Source organism: Hydrogenophaga sp. T2 (assembly GCF_049843535.1).
Lineage (GTDB): Bacteria > Pseudomonadota > Gammaproteobacteria > Burkholderiales > Burkholderiaceae_C > Hydrogenophaga > Hydrogenophaga crocea.
The window spans coordinates 245,319-262,505 of the sequence record NZ_JBBHZJ010000009.1 but is presented as its reverse complement, the minus strand read 5'-3'; the positions used below and the strand labels follow the sequence as shown (position 1 = coordinate 262,505).

Here is a 17,187-nt window from a genome sequence, read left to right as displayed (position 1 = left end):
GCAGGTGCAGGTGCAGGTGCAGGTGCAGGTGCAGGTGCAGGTGCAGGTGCAGGTGCAGGCGCAGGTGCAGGTGCAGGTGCAGGCGCAGGTGCGGGCGCAGGCGCAGGTGCGGGCGCCGGTGCAGGCGCCTTGGGGCTGTCCGTGCCGCCTCCCCCACAACCCGCCAACAACACCGCCCCCAAACAAGGGGCCAACAGCCAAGGGTTCAAGGTCTCTTCTCCTTCAACATCGTTCGTTCAACCGGGTGCGTAGACATGCACCGAGCCCGCGCCCGGCCCCGCAGGCCGTGTCCAGGGCCAGCGGGCCTCGCCCGCCTCCAGGCGAGCGCCCACCGCGAGCCAGCGGCCGTCGGCGGACAGGGCCAGCGACGAACCGAACAGGCCCTCGCGGCCATCGGGTTCGGTGACGCCGGGCAAGGCGTACCAGGCGCCGGCGTGGCGCTGGAAGCGGTAGACGTGCGGCACGTTGTCCGCGGCGTTCACGACCAGCGCCTGGCCGTCGGCCGACAGCGCCATGCCGTGGCCCAGCGACACGCCACCCGGTGCGGCCTGCAGCCGCGCCTGGGCTCGCCAGGCCTGCGCCGCTTCGTCCACGTGCACGCCGATGCAGCCCGTGGTGCCGCTCACCGCCAGCGTGCGGCCGTCGTTCGACAGCAGCACCGACTGCACGGAGGCGGCGGGTTCGTCGCGGCCCGCAAACGGGCGGTCGATCAGCGCGCCGGCCGCCCAGCCCGTGGCGGTGGCGTCGAACACCTGCACGCGCGCATCGCCGGTGCTGGCCAGCGCCAGCCGGCGCCCCTGGCCCGACAGCGCCAGGCGCGGGCTGGCCGAGGCGTCGCCCCGCGCAGGGTGTTCGAGCACGCCCTGGGCGCTCCAGCGCCCCGCGCGCCAGCCGAACACATGGGCCTGCAGGCTGCGCTGCGGGCCGGTGGCGGCCACGGCGAGTTCGGACCCGGTGGCCGACAGCTCGAGCCCGATGCCGAAACGCTGCGCGCCTTGCGGGGCGCGCAGGCGTTCGCCGTGCGACCACCGCGTGCCAATGCGGTGGAACAGGTGCACGCTGCCGATGCCGTCGCTGGGCTCGAAGGGCGCGCCGACCGCGAGGGTCTGGCCATCGGCCGCGAGCGCGACCGCGAAGCCGAACGCACCGCCGGCCGTGGGCACGGGGGCCTTGAGGTAGGCGGTCTCGACCCAGCGGTCTTCGCTGTTGCGTTCGAACACATAGACCGCGCCCGCACCGGGCAGGCTGTTGTCGTCGCCGTCTTCGCCGCGGCCGGCCTCGAGGTCGGCGCCCACCACCAGCACGCGGCCGTCGCGCGAGAGCGCCAGCGCGCCGCCGAAGAGGTCGTTGCCATCGGCGTTGTGGGCCTGCAGACGCGCGACCTCGGCCTGCGCGGAGGCATCGGCCCGGTGGCCGCTGCCCAGTGACCAGACCAAGGCCAGAACGATCAGCTTGATCGCGAACAAGGCGGGGAGAGGAATGCGCTTCATGGCAAGGCCCCTGCTTGATACGGGTACCCGGTGTGCCCGGGCGGGTGGGGCCAGATGGTCGGCCGCGGGCCGGGCGCTGCCGATACTGCGAAGGCACGAATCCCCGCGCACTCGGCCACATGGACGAGCCGCACGGCGTGCCGCGCGCCTCAGGCCCGGGGCCGCGCCGGCGGGCTCACAGCCAGGCCTGGGCCGGCTCGTCGGGCGGTGTGGGTGTGGCCTGGGCCAGCGCCAGCCAGACGTGCAGCGGCAAGGCCGGCACCGGGCGCCGCGGCGCCTCGCGCAGCACACGCAGGCCTTCATCGCACTCGGCCATGACGCCGCATTCGGCGGGCACGTCGTCGGCGGCGCCGATGGCGCGGCCGCGCGCATCGCGGCCCAGCACGTACCACACCGCGCCCGCCATGCCGAGGTAGGCCGCGCGCTTGGCGGGCTGGCGCAGATCGGCGCGCAGGTCGGCGCGACTCACCTTGATCTCGTGCACCACGGGCTCCAACCAGTCGGCGCGCGAGCTGCGGCGGATCGAGAACACGTCGGGGTTCGCGAGCGCCCAGTCCTGGCCGCCATCGTCGCGCGGCAGCGGCGCGCGCAACGACAGGCCGCACCAGGCGAGCCGGCCCTCGCGCACCTGCGCCTGCGCCACGCGTGCCACAAGCCGCTCGTGTGCGTCGCGCTGCGCGCGGTTGCGCTGCTGCGCCCGCGCGAGCAGCGCGATGCCGGCGTCGGTCACCCGCAGGGTTTCGTGGCCCTGCGGGCCGAACCGGCGCTCGAGATAACCCGCGGCCAGCAGGTCGATCTCGATGGCATCGTGGCAGGGCCAGCCGGCCGAGCGGTGCATGTCGCGCAGGCGCTGGTGGTGGCGCCGGGTCAGGGGCAAGGCGTCCATGGGGCCCGTATGATGCCCCGCTCCGTGACCGCCGACACCGCACCGCGCCCGCCCGAACCGCCCCGCGTGGGCGTCCGCAGCCTGTGTGCGTTCGCGGCGCGCACGGGCGACCTCGACCACCGCTTCACGCCCGCGCCCAGCGCGCTCGCCGGCATGGAAGGCCACGCCACCGTGACAGCGCGCCGCGCCGCGCCCTACCAGCGCGAGCGCACGCTGGCCGCGGCCTGCGCAGGGCTGTGGCTGCAGGGCCGCGCCGACGGCTACGACCCGCAGGCGCCGCGCGTCGAGGAAATCAAGACCCACCGCGGCGATCCGGCGCTGATCGCCGACAACCAGCGCGCGCTGCACTGGGCGCAGGCCCGCGTGTACGGCTGGCTGCTCTGCGAAGCCGACGCGCTCGATGCGATCGAGGTGGCGCTGGTGTACTTCGACATCGACAGCGGCCGCGAGACCGTGCTGGTGGAGCGCCACACGCGCGACGCCCTCGCCACCCACACGCAGGCGCTGTGCGAGCGCTACCGCGCGTGGGCACTGCAGGAACAGGCCCACCGCCGCGCGCGCAACGCCGCGCTCGCGCAACTGCCCTTTCCCTTCGACGGCTACCGCAGCGGCCAGCGTGCGCTCACCGAGGCCGTGTTCCGCGCCCAGCGCGCGGGCCGCCACCTGCTCGCCCAGGCACCCACAGGCATCGGCAAGACCGCGGCCACGCTGTTCGGTGCGCTGCGCGCCATGCCGCTGGCCGACAGCGATCAACTGCTGGTGCTCACGCCCAAGGGCACCACGCGCGCGGTCGCGCTCGACGGCCTGCGCCGCCTGCGCGCGCAGCCGCTGCGTGTGCTCGAACGCCTCGCGCGCGACAAGGCCTGCGAACACCCCGACAAGGCCTGCCACGGCGACTCGTGCCCGCTCGCGCGCGGCTTCTACGACCGCCTGGGCGCGGCGCGCGCGGCCGCGGTGCAGCGCGGCCTGCTCGATCGCGAGGCGCTGCGCGCCGTGGCGCTCGCGCACGGCATCTGCCCCTACTACCTCGCGCAGGAGATGCAGCGCTGGAGCGACGTGGTGGTGGGCGACGTGAACCACTGGTTCGACCTCAATGCCCAGGCCTGGGCCATGGCCCAGGCCGAGGGCTGGCGCGTGCAGCTGCTGCTCGACGAAGCCCACAACCTGGTCGAGCGCGCGCGCCAGATGCACAGCGCCGAGCTCGACCCGCTGCGCTTCGCGGCCAGCCGCGCGCAGGCGCCGCGCGCGCTCGCCGCGTCCATGAACAGCGTGCACCGCGCCTGGGGCGCGCTGGCGCGCGACTGGTCGGGCGGCACGCAGCTCGACGACGACCCGCCCGACGGCTTCGTGAGCACGCTGCAGCGCCACCTGAGCGCGCTCGGCGACTTCATGGCGCAACACCCCGAGGCCGGCCTGCCGCTGCAGCCCTGGCTGTTCGACGTGCTGCACTTCCTGCGCGTGGCCGAGCGCTTCGGACCGCATTCGGTGTTCGAGCGCAGCGCCGGTACGCCCGCGCGCCGCGGCCGGCCGCGCCCGCGCCTGGCCCTGCGCTGTCTGCTGCCGGCCGAGCTGCTGCAGCCGCGCTGGGCCGGCGCCCACGCGGCCACGCTGTTTTCGGCCACGCTCGCCCCGCTGGACCACGCGCAGCGGCTGCTGGGTCTGGACGCGCACACGGCGCACATCGACGTGCCTTCGCCCTTCAGCGCGGCACAGTTGCGCCTGCGCATCGCGCACGGCCTGTCCACGCGCTGGGCCGACCGCGCGCGCACGCTGCCGCGGCTGGTGGACGAGCTGGTGGCGCACGTGCGCGCCACGCCGGGCAACCACCTCGCCTTCTTCAGCAGCTTCGATTACCTCGAACAGGCGCTGGCCGCGTTCCGGGCCGCCGCGCCCGAGGTGCCGGTGTGGGCGCAGTCGCGCGCCATGGACGACGGCGCGCGCGAGGCCTTTCTCGCGCGTTTCGCGCCGGGCGGCCAGGGCCTGGGCTTCGCGGTGCTGGGCGGCGTGTTCGCCGAAGGCATCGACCTGCCCGGTGACCGGCTGGTGGGTGTGAGCGTGGCCACGCTGGGCCTGCCGCCGCCCGAGCCGCTCACCGAGGCGCTGCGCGAACGGCTCGAACGCCAGGGCGCTTCGGGCTGGCGCGACACCTACCTGGTGCCGGGTCTGCACAAGGTGGTGCAGGCCGCGGGCCGGCTGATCCGCACGCCCGAGGACCGCGGCGCGCTGCTGCTGCTCGATCGCCGTTTTGCCGACCCCGAGGTGCGCGCGCTGTTGCCCGCGTGGTGGGGCCTGGACTGAGCGATCAGCCGTCGCTCTCGGCCGGCGGCGCGTCGTCGGCCGGCGGCGCGAGGCGCGTCACGAGCACGCGGTCGATGCGGCGGCCGTCGAGCGCGACCACCTCGAAGCGCCAGCCCGCACCGTCGACGAACTCACCCCGCTGCAGCAGTGTGCCCGCCATGGAGTGCATGAGGCCGGCCACGGTGGCGTAGCGGCCCTTGTCTTCGTCGGGGAAACCGTCGATGTCGAGCCGCGACTTGAGCTCGGCCACCGGCATCGCGCCGTCGATCTCCCAGGCGCCGTCCTCGCGCGGCCGCGCCCAGGCGTCGACCGGCTGCTCGGGCGAGAGCTCGCCCGTGATGGCCTCGAGCATGTCGCGCGGCGTGAGCAGGCCCTGCACCACGCCGTACTCGTCGACCACGAACACCAGCCGCGTGGCGCGCGCGCGGAACTGGTCGAGCAGCTCCATGCCGCTGAGGGTTTCGGGCACGAACACCGCGGGCTGCGCATGCTCGCCCACGGTCCCGGGCTCGCCGCGCTGCTGCAGCGCGAGCAGCTGCGGCACGTGGATCACGCCCACCACGTCTTCGAGGCCATTGCGGCACACCGGGTACCACGAATGCCCGCTCGCGCCGGCCTTGCGCAACGCCTCGTCGATGCTGTCGCGCGCGTCCAGCCATTCGATCTCGGACGCGGGCAGCATGATGGAGTTGAGCTGTCGGTCGTCGAGCCCGAACACGTTGCGCACCATGCGGTGTTCCTGCGCCTCGATGATGCCGGCGTCCACGCCCTCGGCCAGGCTGGCCTTGATCTCTTCTTCGGTGACCACCTGGGCCGCGCTGTTGTCCACCCGCAGCAGCTTGAGCACCCACTGCGTGGTGTGCGTGAGCAGCCACACGAAGGGCTTGGCGCCCTGGGCCACGGCGGCCATGGGGCGCGACACCCAGCGCGCCACGGTCTCGGGGTAGAGCTGGCCGATGCGCTTGGGCACCAGCTCGCCGAACACGATGGTGATGAAGGTGATGGCCGTGACCACGAGTGCCGTGGCGAGCACGCCGGCCACGCGCGGGTCCAGGCCCAGGCTCAGGAACCAGCGGCCCAGGTCGTCGCTGAAAGCCGCCTCGCCCACGATGCCGTTGAGCATGCCGATGGAGGTGATGCCCACCTGCACCGACGACAGGAACTGCGTGGGGTGTTCGAGCAGTTGCAGCGCGGTGGCCGCGCCCTTGTCGCCGTCCTCGGCCATGGCCCCCAGGCGCGCGCGGCGGCTCGAGGCGAGCGCCAGCTCGGACATGGCGAAAGCGCCATTGAGCAGCGTCAGGAAGGCGATGAGGACGAAATCCATAATCGGAGCATGGCACTGTATCTGATCGGCGATGTGCAAGGCTGTGACGGCGCGCTCGGCCGTCTACTCGACACCGTGGGCTTTTCACCCAGCCGCGACCGCCTGGTGGTGCTCGGCGACCTCGTCAACCGCGGGCCCGATTCGCTCGCCGCGGTGCGCCGGCTGATGGCGCTGGGCGGCAGCGCGCAGACCCTGCTCGGCAACCACGACCTGCACCTGCTTGCGGTGTCGCAGGGCGTGCGCCCGCCGCACCGCAGCGACACCCTCGATGACCTCCTCAACGCCCCCGACCGCACCGCCCTGCTCGACTGGCTGCGCCAGCGTCCGCTCGCGCTCATGGAGCGCGGCTGGCTGCTGGTGCACGCGGGCGTGCTGCCCCAGTGGAGCGCGGCCGACGCGCTCGAGCTCGCGCACGAGGTGGAAACGGTGCTGCAAAGCGCCGACTGGTCGGCCTTTCTGCACGCCATGTACGGCAACACGCCCGCGCGCTGGACGCCCACGCTCGAAGGCGACGACCGCCTGCGCGTGATCGTCAACGCCTTCACGCGGCTGCGCTTTTGCAGCGCCGAGGGCGAGATGGAGTTCAAGACCAAGAGCGCTGCGTCCACCCCGCCCGAGGGCTTCATGCCCTGGTACGCCGTGCCCGGCCGCCGCACGGCCGAGGTGCCGGTGGCCTTCGGCCACTGGTCCACGCTGGGCCGGCTCATGACGCCCACGCTGATGGCGCTGGACACCGGCTGCGTCTGGGGCGGCTGCCTCACCGCGGTGCGCCTGCATGGCGACGCGGTGGAGCTCTTCGAACAGCGCTGCCCGCAGGCACAGGCGCCGGGCGGCGACTGAGCCGGCGGCGGCGCGTCAGCCGTTCTCGGCCGGCGCGGGCGCGGGCGCCTTGAACAGCGCGGCCACCTTGCGGCGCGTCTTGATGTTGGGCGACAGGCCGCGCGGGGCGGCGCTGCGCTGCGCGGTTTCCCAGGCGGGCGGCGCGTCGCTGGCGGCCTTGGCCTCGTAGGGCTGGTCGAACAAGGGGTCGGCCGGGGCGCGGGGCGCCCGCGGGGCCGGGTGCGGGCGGGCGGCGCGCGGCTCGCGGGGCTCACGCGGTTCGCGCGCCGACTCGTCGCGCCAGGCGCGCTGGCCGTCGTTGAAGCGGCCGCTGGGGCGGCGCTCGGCCTCGAGCTCGATCGCCTCGATCTCGAGCTTCTTGCCCAGCAGCTTTTCGAGGTCGCCGACGAGCCGCGCGTCTTTGCCCGAGACGAACGACACCGCCAGGCCCGAAGCCCCTGCGCGGCCGGTGCGGCCGATGCGGTGCACGTAGTCCTCGGCGTTGAACGGGATGTCGAAGTTGAACACCGCGGGCACGTCCTTGATGTCGAGGCCACGCGCGGCCACGTCGGTGCACACCAGCAGGTTCACGTTGCCCTGCTTGAAGGCGTCGAGCGCCTTCAGGCGCTCGTCCTGGCTCTTGTCGCCGTGCAGCGCCGCGGTGTTGAGGCCGTCGCGCTCGAGCGAACGCGCCAGGCGCGCACAACCGAGTTTGCTGTTGACGAACACGAAGGCCTGCTTGAGGTCGCGCTCGCGCAGGATCTGGCGCAGCACGCCGCGCTTGTCGTCGTCATCGACACGGTAGAAATGCTGCTCGACCGTGGAGGCCGTGGCATTCGAGCGCGCCACCTCGACGGTGATGGGGTTCTGCAGGTAGCTGTTGGCCAGGCGCTTGATCTCGGGCGAGAAGGTGGCCGAGAACAGCAGCGTGGTGCGCTGCTTGGGCAGGTAGCTCAGGATGCGCTGCAGGTCGGGCAGGAAGCCGATGTCGAGCATGCGGTCGGCCTCGTCGAGCACCACGTACTCGACCTGGTTCAACACGCAGTTCTTGGCCTCGATGTGGTCGAGCAGCCGGCCCGGCGTGGCCACCAGCACCTCGACGCCCTTCTTGAGCTCGAGCGTCTGCGGCTTCATGTCCATGCCGCCGAACACCACGGTGCTGCGCAGCAGCGTGTGTTTGGCGTAGAGCTTGATCTGCTCGGCCACCTGGTCGGCCAGCTCGCGCGTGGGCAGCAGCACCAGCGCACGCACCGGGTGGCGGGCCGGCGAGGTGGAGGCGTTTTCGTGGCGCAGCAGGCGCTGCAGCAGCGGCAGGCTGAAGGCGGCGGTCTTGCCGGTGCCGGTCTGGGCCGCGCCCATCACGTCGCGGCCCGTGAGCACCTGCGGGATCGCCTGGGCCTGGATCGGCGTCATGGTCTCGTAGCCCATGTCGGCCACGGCCCTCGCAAGCGCCGGCGCGAGGTTGAGTTCGGAGAAGCTTTGGGTCATATCAGGGTCGGGTGACCCACCCCGGCAAAGCCAGGGCAGACCACAGAATTAGCCCGCTATTGTCGCATCCGACCCCGCCGGGGCCGAATCCGGGGCGAAAGCCGCTACAGGCGGGCGGTTTTGAAGGTGTCACAGGCGCGCACATCGCCCGTGTCCAGACCGGTGCGGAACCAGCGCTGGCGCTGCTCGCTGGTGCCGTGGGTGAAGCTGTCGGGCACCACGTGGCCCTGGCTCTGGCGCTGCAGCGCGTCGTCGCCGATGGCCGCGGCGGCGTTCAGCGCCTCCTCCACGTCGCCCGGCTCGATCACGTTGCCGCTCTGGTGGTTGTGGTGGGCCCAGATGCCCGCGAAGCAGTCGGCCTGCAGCTCGAGCCGCACCGACAGCGCGTTGTATTCGCGCTGGCTCAGCCGCGCGCGCTGGCGCTCCATCTGGTCGGTGATGCCCATGAGGTTCTGCACGTGGTGGCCCACCTCGTGCGCGATCACGTAGGCCTGCGCGAAATCGCCGGGCGCGCCGAGCTGGCGGCGCAGGGTGTCGTAGAAGCTCAGGTCGATGTAGACCTTCTGGTCGCCCGGGCAGTAGAAGGGCCCCATGGCGGCCTGTCCGGTGCCGCAGGCCGTGGGCGTGGCGCCGCGAAACAGCACCAGGCGCGGCTTCTGGTACTGCGCGCCGGCCGCGCGGAAGATGCCGTCCCAGGCGTCTTCGGTGCCGCCGAGCACCGCGGCCACGAAGCGGCCCATGTCGTCGCCCGGGGTACCGGTGCGGGCCGCGGGCGCTTCGACCGGCGCGGGCGCCGGCAGACCGCCGCCTTCGAGCGCGCCCAGGATGGTGAGCGGGTTGATACCGAAGATCCAGCCCGCCACCAGCGCCACCACGATGGTGCCCAGGCCGATGCCGCGGCCGCCGCCCAGGCGGGGCCCGCCGCCGAAGCCGCCGGGCGAATCACGCCGGTCTTCGATCTGGTCGGACTCGCGGTTGTTTTCCCATTTCATCGTGCGGCTCCTGTGACGAAGGGCCGCCCGCGCGGCCGGGCCGGGCTCAGGCCTTGGGCAGGGTCACACCCACCTGGCCCTGGTACTTGCCGCCGCGGTCCTTGTACGACACGTCGCAGACCTCGTCGCTTTCGAAGAACAGCACCTGCGCGCAGCCTTCGCCCGCGTAGATCTTGGCGGGCAGCGGCGTGGTGTTGGAAAACTCCAGCGTCACGTAGCCTTCCCACTCGGGCTCGAAGGGCGTGACGTTGACGATGATGCCGCAGCGCGCGTAGGTGCTCTTGCCCAGGCAGATGGTGAGCACGTTGCGCGGGATGCGGAAGTACTCGAGCGTGCGCGCCAGCGCGAAGCTGTTGGGCGGGATGATGCAGACGTCGGCGTTGATGTCCACGAAGCTCTTCTCGTCGAAGTTCTTCGGGTCCACCACCGTGCTGTGGATGTTGGTGAACACCTTGAATTCGGGCGCGCAGCGGATGTCGTAGCCGTAGCTCGAGGTGCCGTAGCTGATCACCTTGCGGCCTTCGACCTGGCGGACCTGGCCGGGCTCGAAGGGTTCGATCAGGCCGTGCTGTTCGGCCATGCGGCGGATCCACTTGTCGCTCTTGATGCTCATGGGCGGCGATTGTAGGCAGGGCCGCACACCCGGACGCTGCCGCTGTGCCGAACCGATGAGAATAGTTCGCATTTGTGTTTATACTGGGGCCGTGAACCCGAACGCCCCGCCCCCCTCCACCCTCGCCACGCCCGCCGCAGCGGCGCCAGCGCCGGCCCCACGCGTGCCGTACGCCGAGCTCAGCGGCGGACGGCGCGAGGTCTACATCGAGCACGCCGGCCAGGTCTACCGCCTCAGCCTCACCGCGCAGAACAAGCTGATCCTCACCAAGTGAGGCGGTCGCTCTGCGCCACGCTCAGGGCCGGTTCGCGTCGAAGACCGGGTCGAGCGGCACCTGCAGCCCCGTGACCAGGTGATTGGTCTTGGCGGCCAGCGACACGATGGCCAGCAGCTCGGCGTGCTGGGCGTCGCTCATGCCCTTGGCACGCGCGGCCGCGGTGTGCGAGTGCACACAGTAGCCGCAGCTGTTGGCGATGGACACCGCGATGTAGATCAGCTCCCGGGTGAGCGGGTCCAGCGCGCCGGGCGTGGCCATCACCGCCTTCACCTCGGCCCAGGTGCGCTCGAGCAGGTCGGCATCGAAGGCCAGGGTGCGCCAGAGGTTGTTCACGAAGTCGGTCTTGCGCGTGGCGCGGATGTCGTCGAACACGGCCTTCACGCGCGGGTTCGATTCGGGATCGGCAGGGGCTTGGAGGGTGGCCATGGCAGCAATGGGGGTGGACAGGCCCCGCAGTCTGCCCCAGCCCCGTTCGGCATGCCCCTGCAGCGCATCCTGAAATTTCAGTAATTACTGAAATTTCAGACGGATGCGGCTACAGTGCCGGCCATGCCGCTACAAGACCACCTTCCTGCGCTCAACCGCGAGTTCGTCGCCCACTTCGGCGAAATGGGCAGCCGTTGGGGCATCAACCGAACCGTAGGGCAGATCTATGCCCTGCTCTACCTCTCGCCCGAGCCCCTGTGCGCGGACCAGATCGCCGAAACCCTGGAGTTCTCGCGCTCCAACGTGAGCATGGGGCTGAAGGAACTGCAGGCCTGGCGGCTGGTGCGCCTGCGCCACTTCGCGGGCGACCGGCGCGAGTTCTTCGAGGCCCCGGCCGATGTCTGGGAAATCTTCCGCGTGCTGGCCGAGGAGCGCCGCCGCCGTGAGATCGAACCCACGCTGTCCATGCTGCGCACCGCGCTGCTCGACACGCCCAAGACCGAGGCCGAGCGCCACGCGCAGCAGCGCATGCGCGAGATGCACGACCTCATCGACCGGCTCATGACCTGGTTCGACGACGTGCAGAAGCTCGCCCCCGAGACGGCCTTGCAACTCATGGGCATGGGCGCTACGGTGACGCGCGTGCTCGAACTCAAGGACCGGCTCACCGGCAAAGGCGCCGCGCGCACCGACAAGAACGCGGCCTGAGCCCCCCAGGAGAACCCCATGGACCTCGACACCCTGCTGCTCTCGCGCATCCAGTTCGCGCTGAACATCAGCTTCCACATCCTGTTCCCCACCATCACCATCGCGCTGTGCTGGTTCCTGCTGTTCTTCCGCATCCGCTTCGTGCAGACGCGCGACGAGGCCTGGGAACAGGCCTATTACTTCTGGACCAAGGTGTTCGCGCTGACCTTCGCACTCGGCGTGGTCTCGGGCATCGTCATGAGCTTCCAGTTCGGCACCAACTGGCCGGGTTTCATGGAGAAGGCCGGCAACATCGCGGGCCCGCTGCTCGGCTACGAGGTGCTCACCGCCTTCTTCCTCGAGGCCAGCTTCCTGGGCATCATGCTGTTCGGCCGGGGCCGCGTGAGCGAGCGCGTGCACCTGATCGCCACCACGCTGGTGGCGCTGGGCACCACGCTATCGGCGTTCTGGATCCTGAGCCTGAACTCGTGGATGCAGACGCCCGCGGGCTACCAGATCGTCAACGGCGAGTTCATCGCGGCCGACTGGTTCGCCATCGTCTTCAACCCCTCGTTCCCCTACCGGCTCGCGCACAAGCTGCTGGCCTCGGCGCTCACCGCGTCCTTCCTGATCGCGGGCCTGTGCGCCTGGCAGCTGCTCAAGGGCAGCGCCACGCGCGGCACCCACAAGGCGCTGCGCACCGCGGGCTTTGCGGCCCTGCTGGTGATCCCGCTGCAGATCTTCGTGGGCGACCTGCACGGCCTCAACACGCTCGAGCACCAGCCGGCCAAGGTCGCGGCCATCGAAGGCATCTGGGAAACCGAGCGCGGCGCGCCGCTGACCGTGTTCGGCTTTCCCGACGAGGCCGCCGGCAAGACGCATTTCGCGATCCAGGTGCCCAAGCTCGCGAGCCTGATCCTCACGCACGAATGGGATGGCGAGCTCAAGGGCATCGCCGACTTTCCCAAGGCGCACCCGCCGGTGGCGCCGGTGTTCTACGCCTTCCGTGTGATGGTGGGCATGGGCATGCTGATGCTGCTGGTGGCCGCGTGGACCGCCTGGAAGCTCTGGCCGCAGCGCCGCGCCGCCGAGACCACGCTGCCGCGTCCGCTGCTGTGGACGCTCGCGGCCATGACCTTTTCGGGCTGGGTCGCCACGCTCGCCGGCTGGTACGTCACCGAGATCGGCCGCCAGCCCTACATCGTCTACGGACTGCTGCACACGGCCGACGTGGCCACGCGCATCGCGCCGGCCAACGTGGCGCTCACGCTCACGGCCTACTGCATCGTCTACGGCCTGCTGCTCGTGACCTACGTGGGCGTGCTCAAGTACATGGCCGAGCACCCGGTGAAACACGCGCCCGAAGCGCCCGCGGGTGAACTCGGCAAGGCGGGGGTGTGATCATGAGCCTCCACGCTCCGCACGCCGTGTCGTCGCTGCCCCCCGAGGGGGCGCCCACCTCCTTGGGGCGGCCCTGCGGAGGTGCCGCATGACCTGGGCCGAATTCCTCCCCCTGTTCTTCATGGCCGTGATGGGCCTGACCCTGCTCGCCTACGTGGTGCTCGACGGCTACGACCTCGGCGTGGGCCTGCTGCTGCCGCTGGGCCGCGACGCGCTGCAAAAGGACGTGATGATCAGCAGCATCGGTCCCTTCTGGGACGCCAACGAAACCTGGCTGGTGCTGGGCGTGGGCGTGCTGCTGGTGGCCTTCCCGAAGGCGCATGGCCTGGTGCTGCAGGCGCTGTACCTGCCGGTGGCGGTGATGCTGATCGGTCTGATCCTGCGCGGCGTGGCCTTCGACTTCCGCGTGAAGGCGCCCACGCGCTACCTGCCGTTCTGGAACGGCGCCTTCTTCGTGGGCTCGCTCATGGCCACCATGGCGCAGGGCTGGATGCTGGGCAGCTACATCACCGGCTTCGACAACGGCGGCCTGGGCCTGATGTTCAGCCTGGGCATCGCGCTCACGCTGCCCGCGGCCTACGTGCTGCTGGGCGCGGGCTGGCTCATCATGAAGACCGATGGCGCGTTGCAGCAGCAGGCGGTGCAGTGGGCGCGGCGGGTGATCTGGCCCATGGGCCTGGCGCTGGTGGCGATCTCGGCGGCCACGCCGCTGGTGAACCCCGCGGTGGTCGGCAAGTGGTTCGGCGTGCCCGAGATCTTCGCGCTGTTCCCGGTGCCGCTGATGTGCGCGGCCGCCTTCTTCGCGGTGCACTGGGTGGTCACGCGGCCGGCACTGGTGACCGCGGGCTACGGCTGGCTGGTGTTCGTGAACACGGTGCTGATCTTCGTGCTGGCCTTCTTCGGCCTGGCCTACAGCATCTTCCCCGACATCGTGATCGGTCGCCTCACGGTGTGGCAGGCCGCGGCCGCCACGAATTCGCTCACCATCATCTTCGTGGGCGTGGCCATCACGCTGCCGGTGATCGTGGTCTACACGCTGTTCATGTACCGCGTGTTCTGGGGCAAGGCGCGCGCGCTGAGCTACAGCTGACGCACGCCGGGCTTGTCCGTGAAAACGAAGCGCAGGCCCACGCCAGGCTCGGTGATGAGGTAGCGCGGCATCGAGGCGTCGTCGCCGAGCTTGTGCCTGAGCTTGGACACCAGGATGCGCAGGTAGTGGGCGTCATCGGCGTGCGTGGGGCCCCACAGCGCCTTGAGGATCTGGCCTTGCGTGATCAGCCGCCCGGGCTGACCGGCCAGCAGCGCGAGCAAGGCGAATTCCTTGCGGCTGAGCGCCACGGGCTGGCCATCGAGGTGGACCTCGCGGCCCGCGAGGTCGATGCGCAGGTGACCGTCGTCGAGCACGGCCGCCGCCTCGCGGCCGGGCCGGGCACTGCGCAGCGAAGCGCGGATGCGCGCCATCAGCTCGTCCACCCCGAAAGGCTTGGTCATGTAGTCGTTGGCCCCGCCATCGAGCAGCGCGACCTTCTCGGCCTCGTCGGCACGCACCGTGAGCACGATCACGGGCACATCGGACCACTGCCGCAGTTCCGCGAGCACCTGCCGGCCGTCGCGGTCGGGCAGGCCCAGATCGAGCACGACCAGATCGGCCCCCTTGCTGGCCAGCGCGGTCAGACCCTCCTGGCCGGTGGCGGCCAGCAGCGTGGCATAGCCTTGCGAGCGCAGGCTGATGTCGACGAACTTGCGGATCTGGGGCTCGTCATCCACGATGAGGATGCGTGCGGGCGGCGCGGCCGTCGCGGCATCAGCTGGCGTTGCTGTCATGGGCCGGGCTTTCGGTGGTTGGGTAACTGCCCCAGGGCAGGCTCAGGCGAACGGTGGTGCCCAGGCCCTCGGGCCCCGGCAGCGCTTCGACGCTGCCCATGTGCGCGCCCACGATGCCCTGCACGATGGTGAGTCCGAGGCCGGTGCCGTTCTTGCCCCGGTCGCCGCGCTCCACGCTGTAGAACATGTCGAAGATGCGTCGGCGTTCCGGCTCGGGAATGCCGGGCCCGCGGTCCGAGATGTCGACGCGAAGCCGGCCGTCGTCGGTGCGGCGGACCCGGACCCGCACCGCTTCGCCCGGCGGCGAGAACTTGGCGGCGTTTTCCATCACGTTGAACAAGGCCTGTTCGATGAGCGCGGGATGCACGTGGATCGGGGGCAGGCCGGGCTCGATGTCGTGCTCGATGCGGACCGCCGGCTCGTAGCGCTGCAGGCGCCGCGAGGCCGAGCCCACGAGCTCGTCGATGCCGATCCAGTCGCGCGTGAGCGTGAGGCCCTGCTGGCCGAGCCGGGTCATGTCGAGCAGGTTCTGGATGTAGCGGTCCAGCCGCTCGCCTTCCACATGGATGGTCTCGAGCAGGCTGTGCCGGTCGGCCGGTCCCATGTCCTTGCCGTAGCGCATCAGGCTGTCCGCCGCGCCGATGATGGATGACAGCGGCGAGCGCAGGTCGTGCGACACCGACGACAGCAGCGCCGAGCGCAGCCGCTCGGTCTCGCCCGAGACGCGCGCCGCCTCGAGCTCGGACACCAGGCGCGTGCGCAGGGCGGCCTGGCCGATGTCTTCCACCATGCGCTCGGCCAGCCGGCGCTGCTCAAAGGACAGCCGCCCCATGGCCGCCGGAAACCGCAGGCCGACCACACCGAGCGCTTCCTTGTCCGCGCCCAGCGGCAGGAACCACCACGCGGCGCTCGAAAGCGTGTCGGTGTAACGCCCGCTGGCCTGGCCGTTCTGCTGCGTCCAGTCGGCAGCCGTGCGGTCCTTGTCGCTGAGCGGCGTGTCCGCGGCGGCCGGGCCGCTCTGCTCGCCGATGCGGATCCAGGCCTCGGCCTGCAGGGTCGAGCGCAGCACCGACGAGCCCGCCGTGATGACCTGTCCGAGGTCGGCGGCCTGGGCCAGTTGCCGGCCCAGGCTCTGCATCGCCGTGGCGTGCGCGTTCGACGCGCGCAGCGCCACCACCTGCATGCGCAGCCGCGAGGCCAGCCGACCCGCGATCAGGGCCGCCGCGAGGAAGAGCAGCACGGTGGCGACCCCGCGCTGCGCGCTGATCAGCAAGGTGAGCCGGGGCTCGATGAAGAAAAAGTTGTAGGCGAGAAAGCACAACACGGCGGTGATCACGGCCGAGGTCATGCGCGTGCGCGAGGCCACGAGCGTCACGGCGACCAGGAAGATCAGCGAGAGGTCCTGCAGATCGAGCAGGGCCTCGGCCAGGGCCGCCGTGCCCGTGGCGACCACGCTCGCGCCCGCGATCAGCCAGGCTTCCCGGCGCCACAGGCCCTCATGCGAAAGGCCGGGCAGCCGCTGTGCGCGCTGCCGCGCCAGCGGGGTGCCGACGATGGTGAGTTCGTAGCGTGCGCCCCGCTGCAGCAGCTGCTGCGTCAGGGTGCGGTTGAAGATGCGCGCGATGGGCCGCTCGCGCGTGCGCCCGATGACGATGGAGCGCGCGCTGCGCACCGCCGCCGCGTCGAGGATGGCCTGGGTGACGTCGGTGTTGTGAAGCACTTCGGTCTCGCCGCCGAGGTTGCGCGCGAGCGCAAAGGCCTTGTCGATCTCCAGCAGCGCGGCGTCGGCCTGGCGGCCGGTCTCGACCGTCACCACCGACCAGGGCGCGCCGCGGCGTTCGGCCATGCGCGCGCCGGCGCGCACCAGATACTCCGAGTGGCCGCGGCCGTCGATGGCGATCAGCACGTGGCGCTGCAGCGGGAGGCCTTCGAGCCCGCGCGCGGTGCGCGTCTCGCGCAGGTCGGCGTCCACGTGCTCGGCGACGGTCTGCATCGCCAGTTCGCGCAAGGCGGTCAGGTTCGAGGGCGAGAAGAACGCCTGCAGCGCCTGGGCCGCCTGCTCGGGCAGGTACACCTTGCCCTGGTTCAGGCGCTCGATCAGCTCGCGCGCGGGCAGGTCGACGAGGCGGATGTCGCGCAGGCGCTCGAATACCGCGTCGGGCACGGTTTCGCTGACGCGCACGCCCGTGATCTGGTGCACCACGTCGTTGAGGCTTTCCAGGTGCTGGATGTTGACCGTGGTGTAGACGTCGATGCCCGCGTCGAGCAGTTCCTCCACGTCCTGCCAGCGGCGTTCATGGCGGCTGCCGGGCGCGTTGCGGTGCGCGAGTTCGTCGACCAGCGCGATCGCCGGCTTGCGCGCCAGCAGGCCGTCGAGGTCCATCTCTTCGAGCACACGGCCCTGGTAGACCAGCTGCCTGCGCGGCAGCAGCGGCAGGCCCTCGACCAGGCCCTGCGTCTCGCTGCGGCCGTGCGTTTCCACGATGCCGATCACCACGTCGACACCCTGGCGGTGCAGTTCGCGCGCCCGCGCCAGCATGGCGTAGGTCTTGCCGACGCCGGGCGCCGCGCCCAGGAACACGGTCAGGCGCCCGGCGGTCTGGCGCTGCAGTTCGCCCAGCAGGGCGTCGGCTTGTTCGGTCTGTTCGGCGCCCATGGCCCG

General features: G+C 71.3%; 15 protein-coding genes. 6 read left to right on the top strand and 9 right to left on the bottom strand.

Annotation, left to right across the window (positions count from 1 at the left end; genetic code table 11):
- Window positions 1-236: 236 nt before the first annotated feature.
- Window positions 237-1,490: a hypothetical protein gene (locus WDZ95_RS20070; protein ID WP_425781085.1), complete on the bottom strand. Its 1,254-nt coding sequence runs from the start codon at window positions 1,488-1,490 to the stop codon at window positions 237-239.
- Between the two features lie 175 nt (window positions 1,491-1,665).
- The gene (locus WDZ95_RS20065) at window positions 1,666-2,376 is read right to left on the bottom strand and encodes a hypothetical protein (RefSeq protein WP_425781084.1); all 711 of its coding nucleotides are present in this window, start codon (window positions 2,374-2,376) and stop codon (window positions 1,666-1,668) included.
- Window positions 2,377-2,385: 9 nt separating this feature from the next.
- Between WDZ95_RS20065 and WDZ95_RS20060 the strand changes: the two genes are divergently transcribed.
- Entirely contained in the window at window positions 2,386-4,674 is a 2,289-nt protein-coding gene (locus WDZ95_RS20060) for an ATP-dependent DNA helicase (protein ID WP_425781082.1), read from the top strand.
- Window positions 4,675-4,678: 4 nt separating this feature from the next.
- Here WDZ95_RS20060 and WDZ95_RS20055 read toward each other — a convergent pair whose 3' ends face one another.
- Entirely contained in the window at window positions 4,679-5,998 is a 1,320-nt protein-coding gene (locus tag WDZ95_RS20055; RefSeq protein WP_425781080.1) for a hemolysin family protein, read from the bottom strand.
- A gap of 9 nt (window positions 5,999-6,007) precedes the next feature.
- Between WDZ95_RS20055 and WDZ95_RS20050 the strand changes: the two genes are divergently transcribed.
- On the top strand, window positions 6,008-6,838 hold the full coding sequence (locus WDZ95_RS20050; RefSeq protein ID WP_425781078.1) for a symmetrical bis(5'-nucleosyl)-tetraphosphatase: 831 nt from the start codon (window positions 6,008-6,010) through the stop codon (window positions 6,836-6,838).
- A 15-nt stretch (window positions 6,839-6,853) separates the two neighbouring features.
- On the opposite strand, the gene WDZ95_RS20045 is transcribed toward WDZ95_RS20050, so the two are convergent.
- The 3 genes from WDZ95_RS20045 to dcd all read right to left on the bottom strand — a co-directional run bounded on the left by WDZ95_RS20045 (window position 6,854) and on the right by dcd (window position 9,910).
- Window positions 6,854-8,305 carry a DEAD/DEAH box helicase gene (locus WDZ95_RS20045; RefSeq protein ID WP_425781077.1) on the bottom strand — a complete coding sequence of 484 codons (1,452 nt, stop codon included), beginning with the start codon at window positions 8,303-8,305 and terminating at the stop codon, window positions 6,854-6,856.
- 104 nt (window positions 8,306-8,409) lie between these two features.
- A complete protein-coding gene (gene ypfJ, locus WDZ95_RS20040; protein WP_425781075.1) occupies window positions 8,410-9,297 on the bottom strand; it encodes a KPN_02809 family neutral zinc metallopeptidase in 888 nt (295 codons plus the stop codon).
- Between the two features lie 46 nt (window positions 9,298-9,343).
- Window positions 9,344-9,910: a dCTP deaminase gene (gene dcd, locus WDZ95_RS20035; protein ID WP_166223495.1), complete on the bottom strand. Its 567-nt coding sequence runs from the start codon at window positions 9,908-9,910 to the stop codon at window positions 9,344-9,346.
- Between the two features lie 91 nt (window positions 9,911-10,001).
- Here dcd and hemP point away from each other — a divergent pair, with 91 nt between their 5' ends.
- Window positions 10,002-10,184 (top strand): hemin uptake protein HemP, encoded by a 183-nt coding sequence (gene hemP, locus WDZ95_RS20030; protein WP_240936476.1) that lies wholly within the window; start codon window positions 10,002-10,004, stop codon window positions 10,182-10,184.
- A 21-nt stretch (window positions 10,185-10,205) separates the two neighbouring features.
- Here the strand turns inward: hemP and WDZ95_RS20025 are convergent, their stop codons facing one another.
- A complete protein-coding gene (locus WDZ95_RS20025) occupies window positions 10,206-10,613 on the bottom strand; it encodes a carboxymuconolactone decarboxylase family protein (RefSeq protein ID WP_425781072.1) in 408 nt (135 codons plus the stop codon).
- Window positions 10,614-10,736: 123 nt separating this feature from the next.
- Between WDZ95_RS20025 and WDZ95_RS20020 the strand changes: the two genes are divergently transcribed.
- From WDZ95_RS20020 to WDZ95_RS20010, 3 genes are all read left to right on the top strand, one after another.
- On the top strand, window positions 10,737-11,321 hold the full coding sequence (locus WDZ95_RS20020) for a GbsR/MarR family transcriptional regulator (RefSeq protein ID WP_166223486.1): 585 nt from the start codon (window positions 10,737-10,739) through the stop codon (window positions 11,319-11,321).
- Window positions 11,322-11,339: 18 nt separating this feature from the next.
- The gene (locus WDZ95_RS20015; protein WP_425781070.1) at window positions 11,340-12,701 is read left to right on the top strand and encodes a cytochrome ubiquinol oxidase subunit I; all 1,362 of its coding nucleotides are present in this window, start codon (window positions 11,340-11,342) and stop codon (window positions 12,699-12,701) included.
- 88 nt (window positions 12,702-12,789) lie between these two features.
- Window positions 12,790-13,791 carry a cytochrome d ubiquinol oxidase subunit II gene (locus WDZ95_RS20010; RefSeq protein WP_425781068.1) on the top strand — a complete coding sequence of 334 codons (1,002 nt, stop codon included), beginning with the start codon at window positions 12,790-12,792 and terminating at the stop codon, window positions 13,789-13,791.
- Here WDZ95_RS20010 and WDZ95_RS20005 read toward each other — a convergent pair.
- Both WDZ95_RS20005 and WDZ95_RS20000 read right to left on the bottom strand, forming a co-directional pair.
- Entirely contained in the window at window positions 13,782-14,525 is a 744-nt protein-coding gene (locus tag WDZ95_RS20005) for a response regulator (protein WP_425781066.1), read from the bottom strand. The two genes, WDZ95_RS20010 and WDZ95_RS20005, sit on opposite strands and share 10 nt — an antisense overlap.
- The gene (locus tag WDZ95_RS20000) at window positions 14,506-17,181 is read right to left on the bottom strand and encodes an ATP-binding protein (protein ID WP_425781064.1); all 2,676 of its coding nucleotides are present in this window, start codon (window positions 17,179-17,181) and stop codon (window positions 14,506-14,508) included. Before WDZ95_RS20000 ends, WDZ95_RS20005 begins: the two co-directional genes overlap by 20 nt.
- Window positions 17,182-17,187 lie beyond the last annotated feature (6 nt).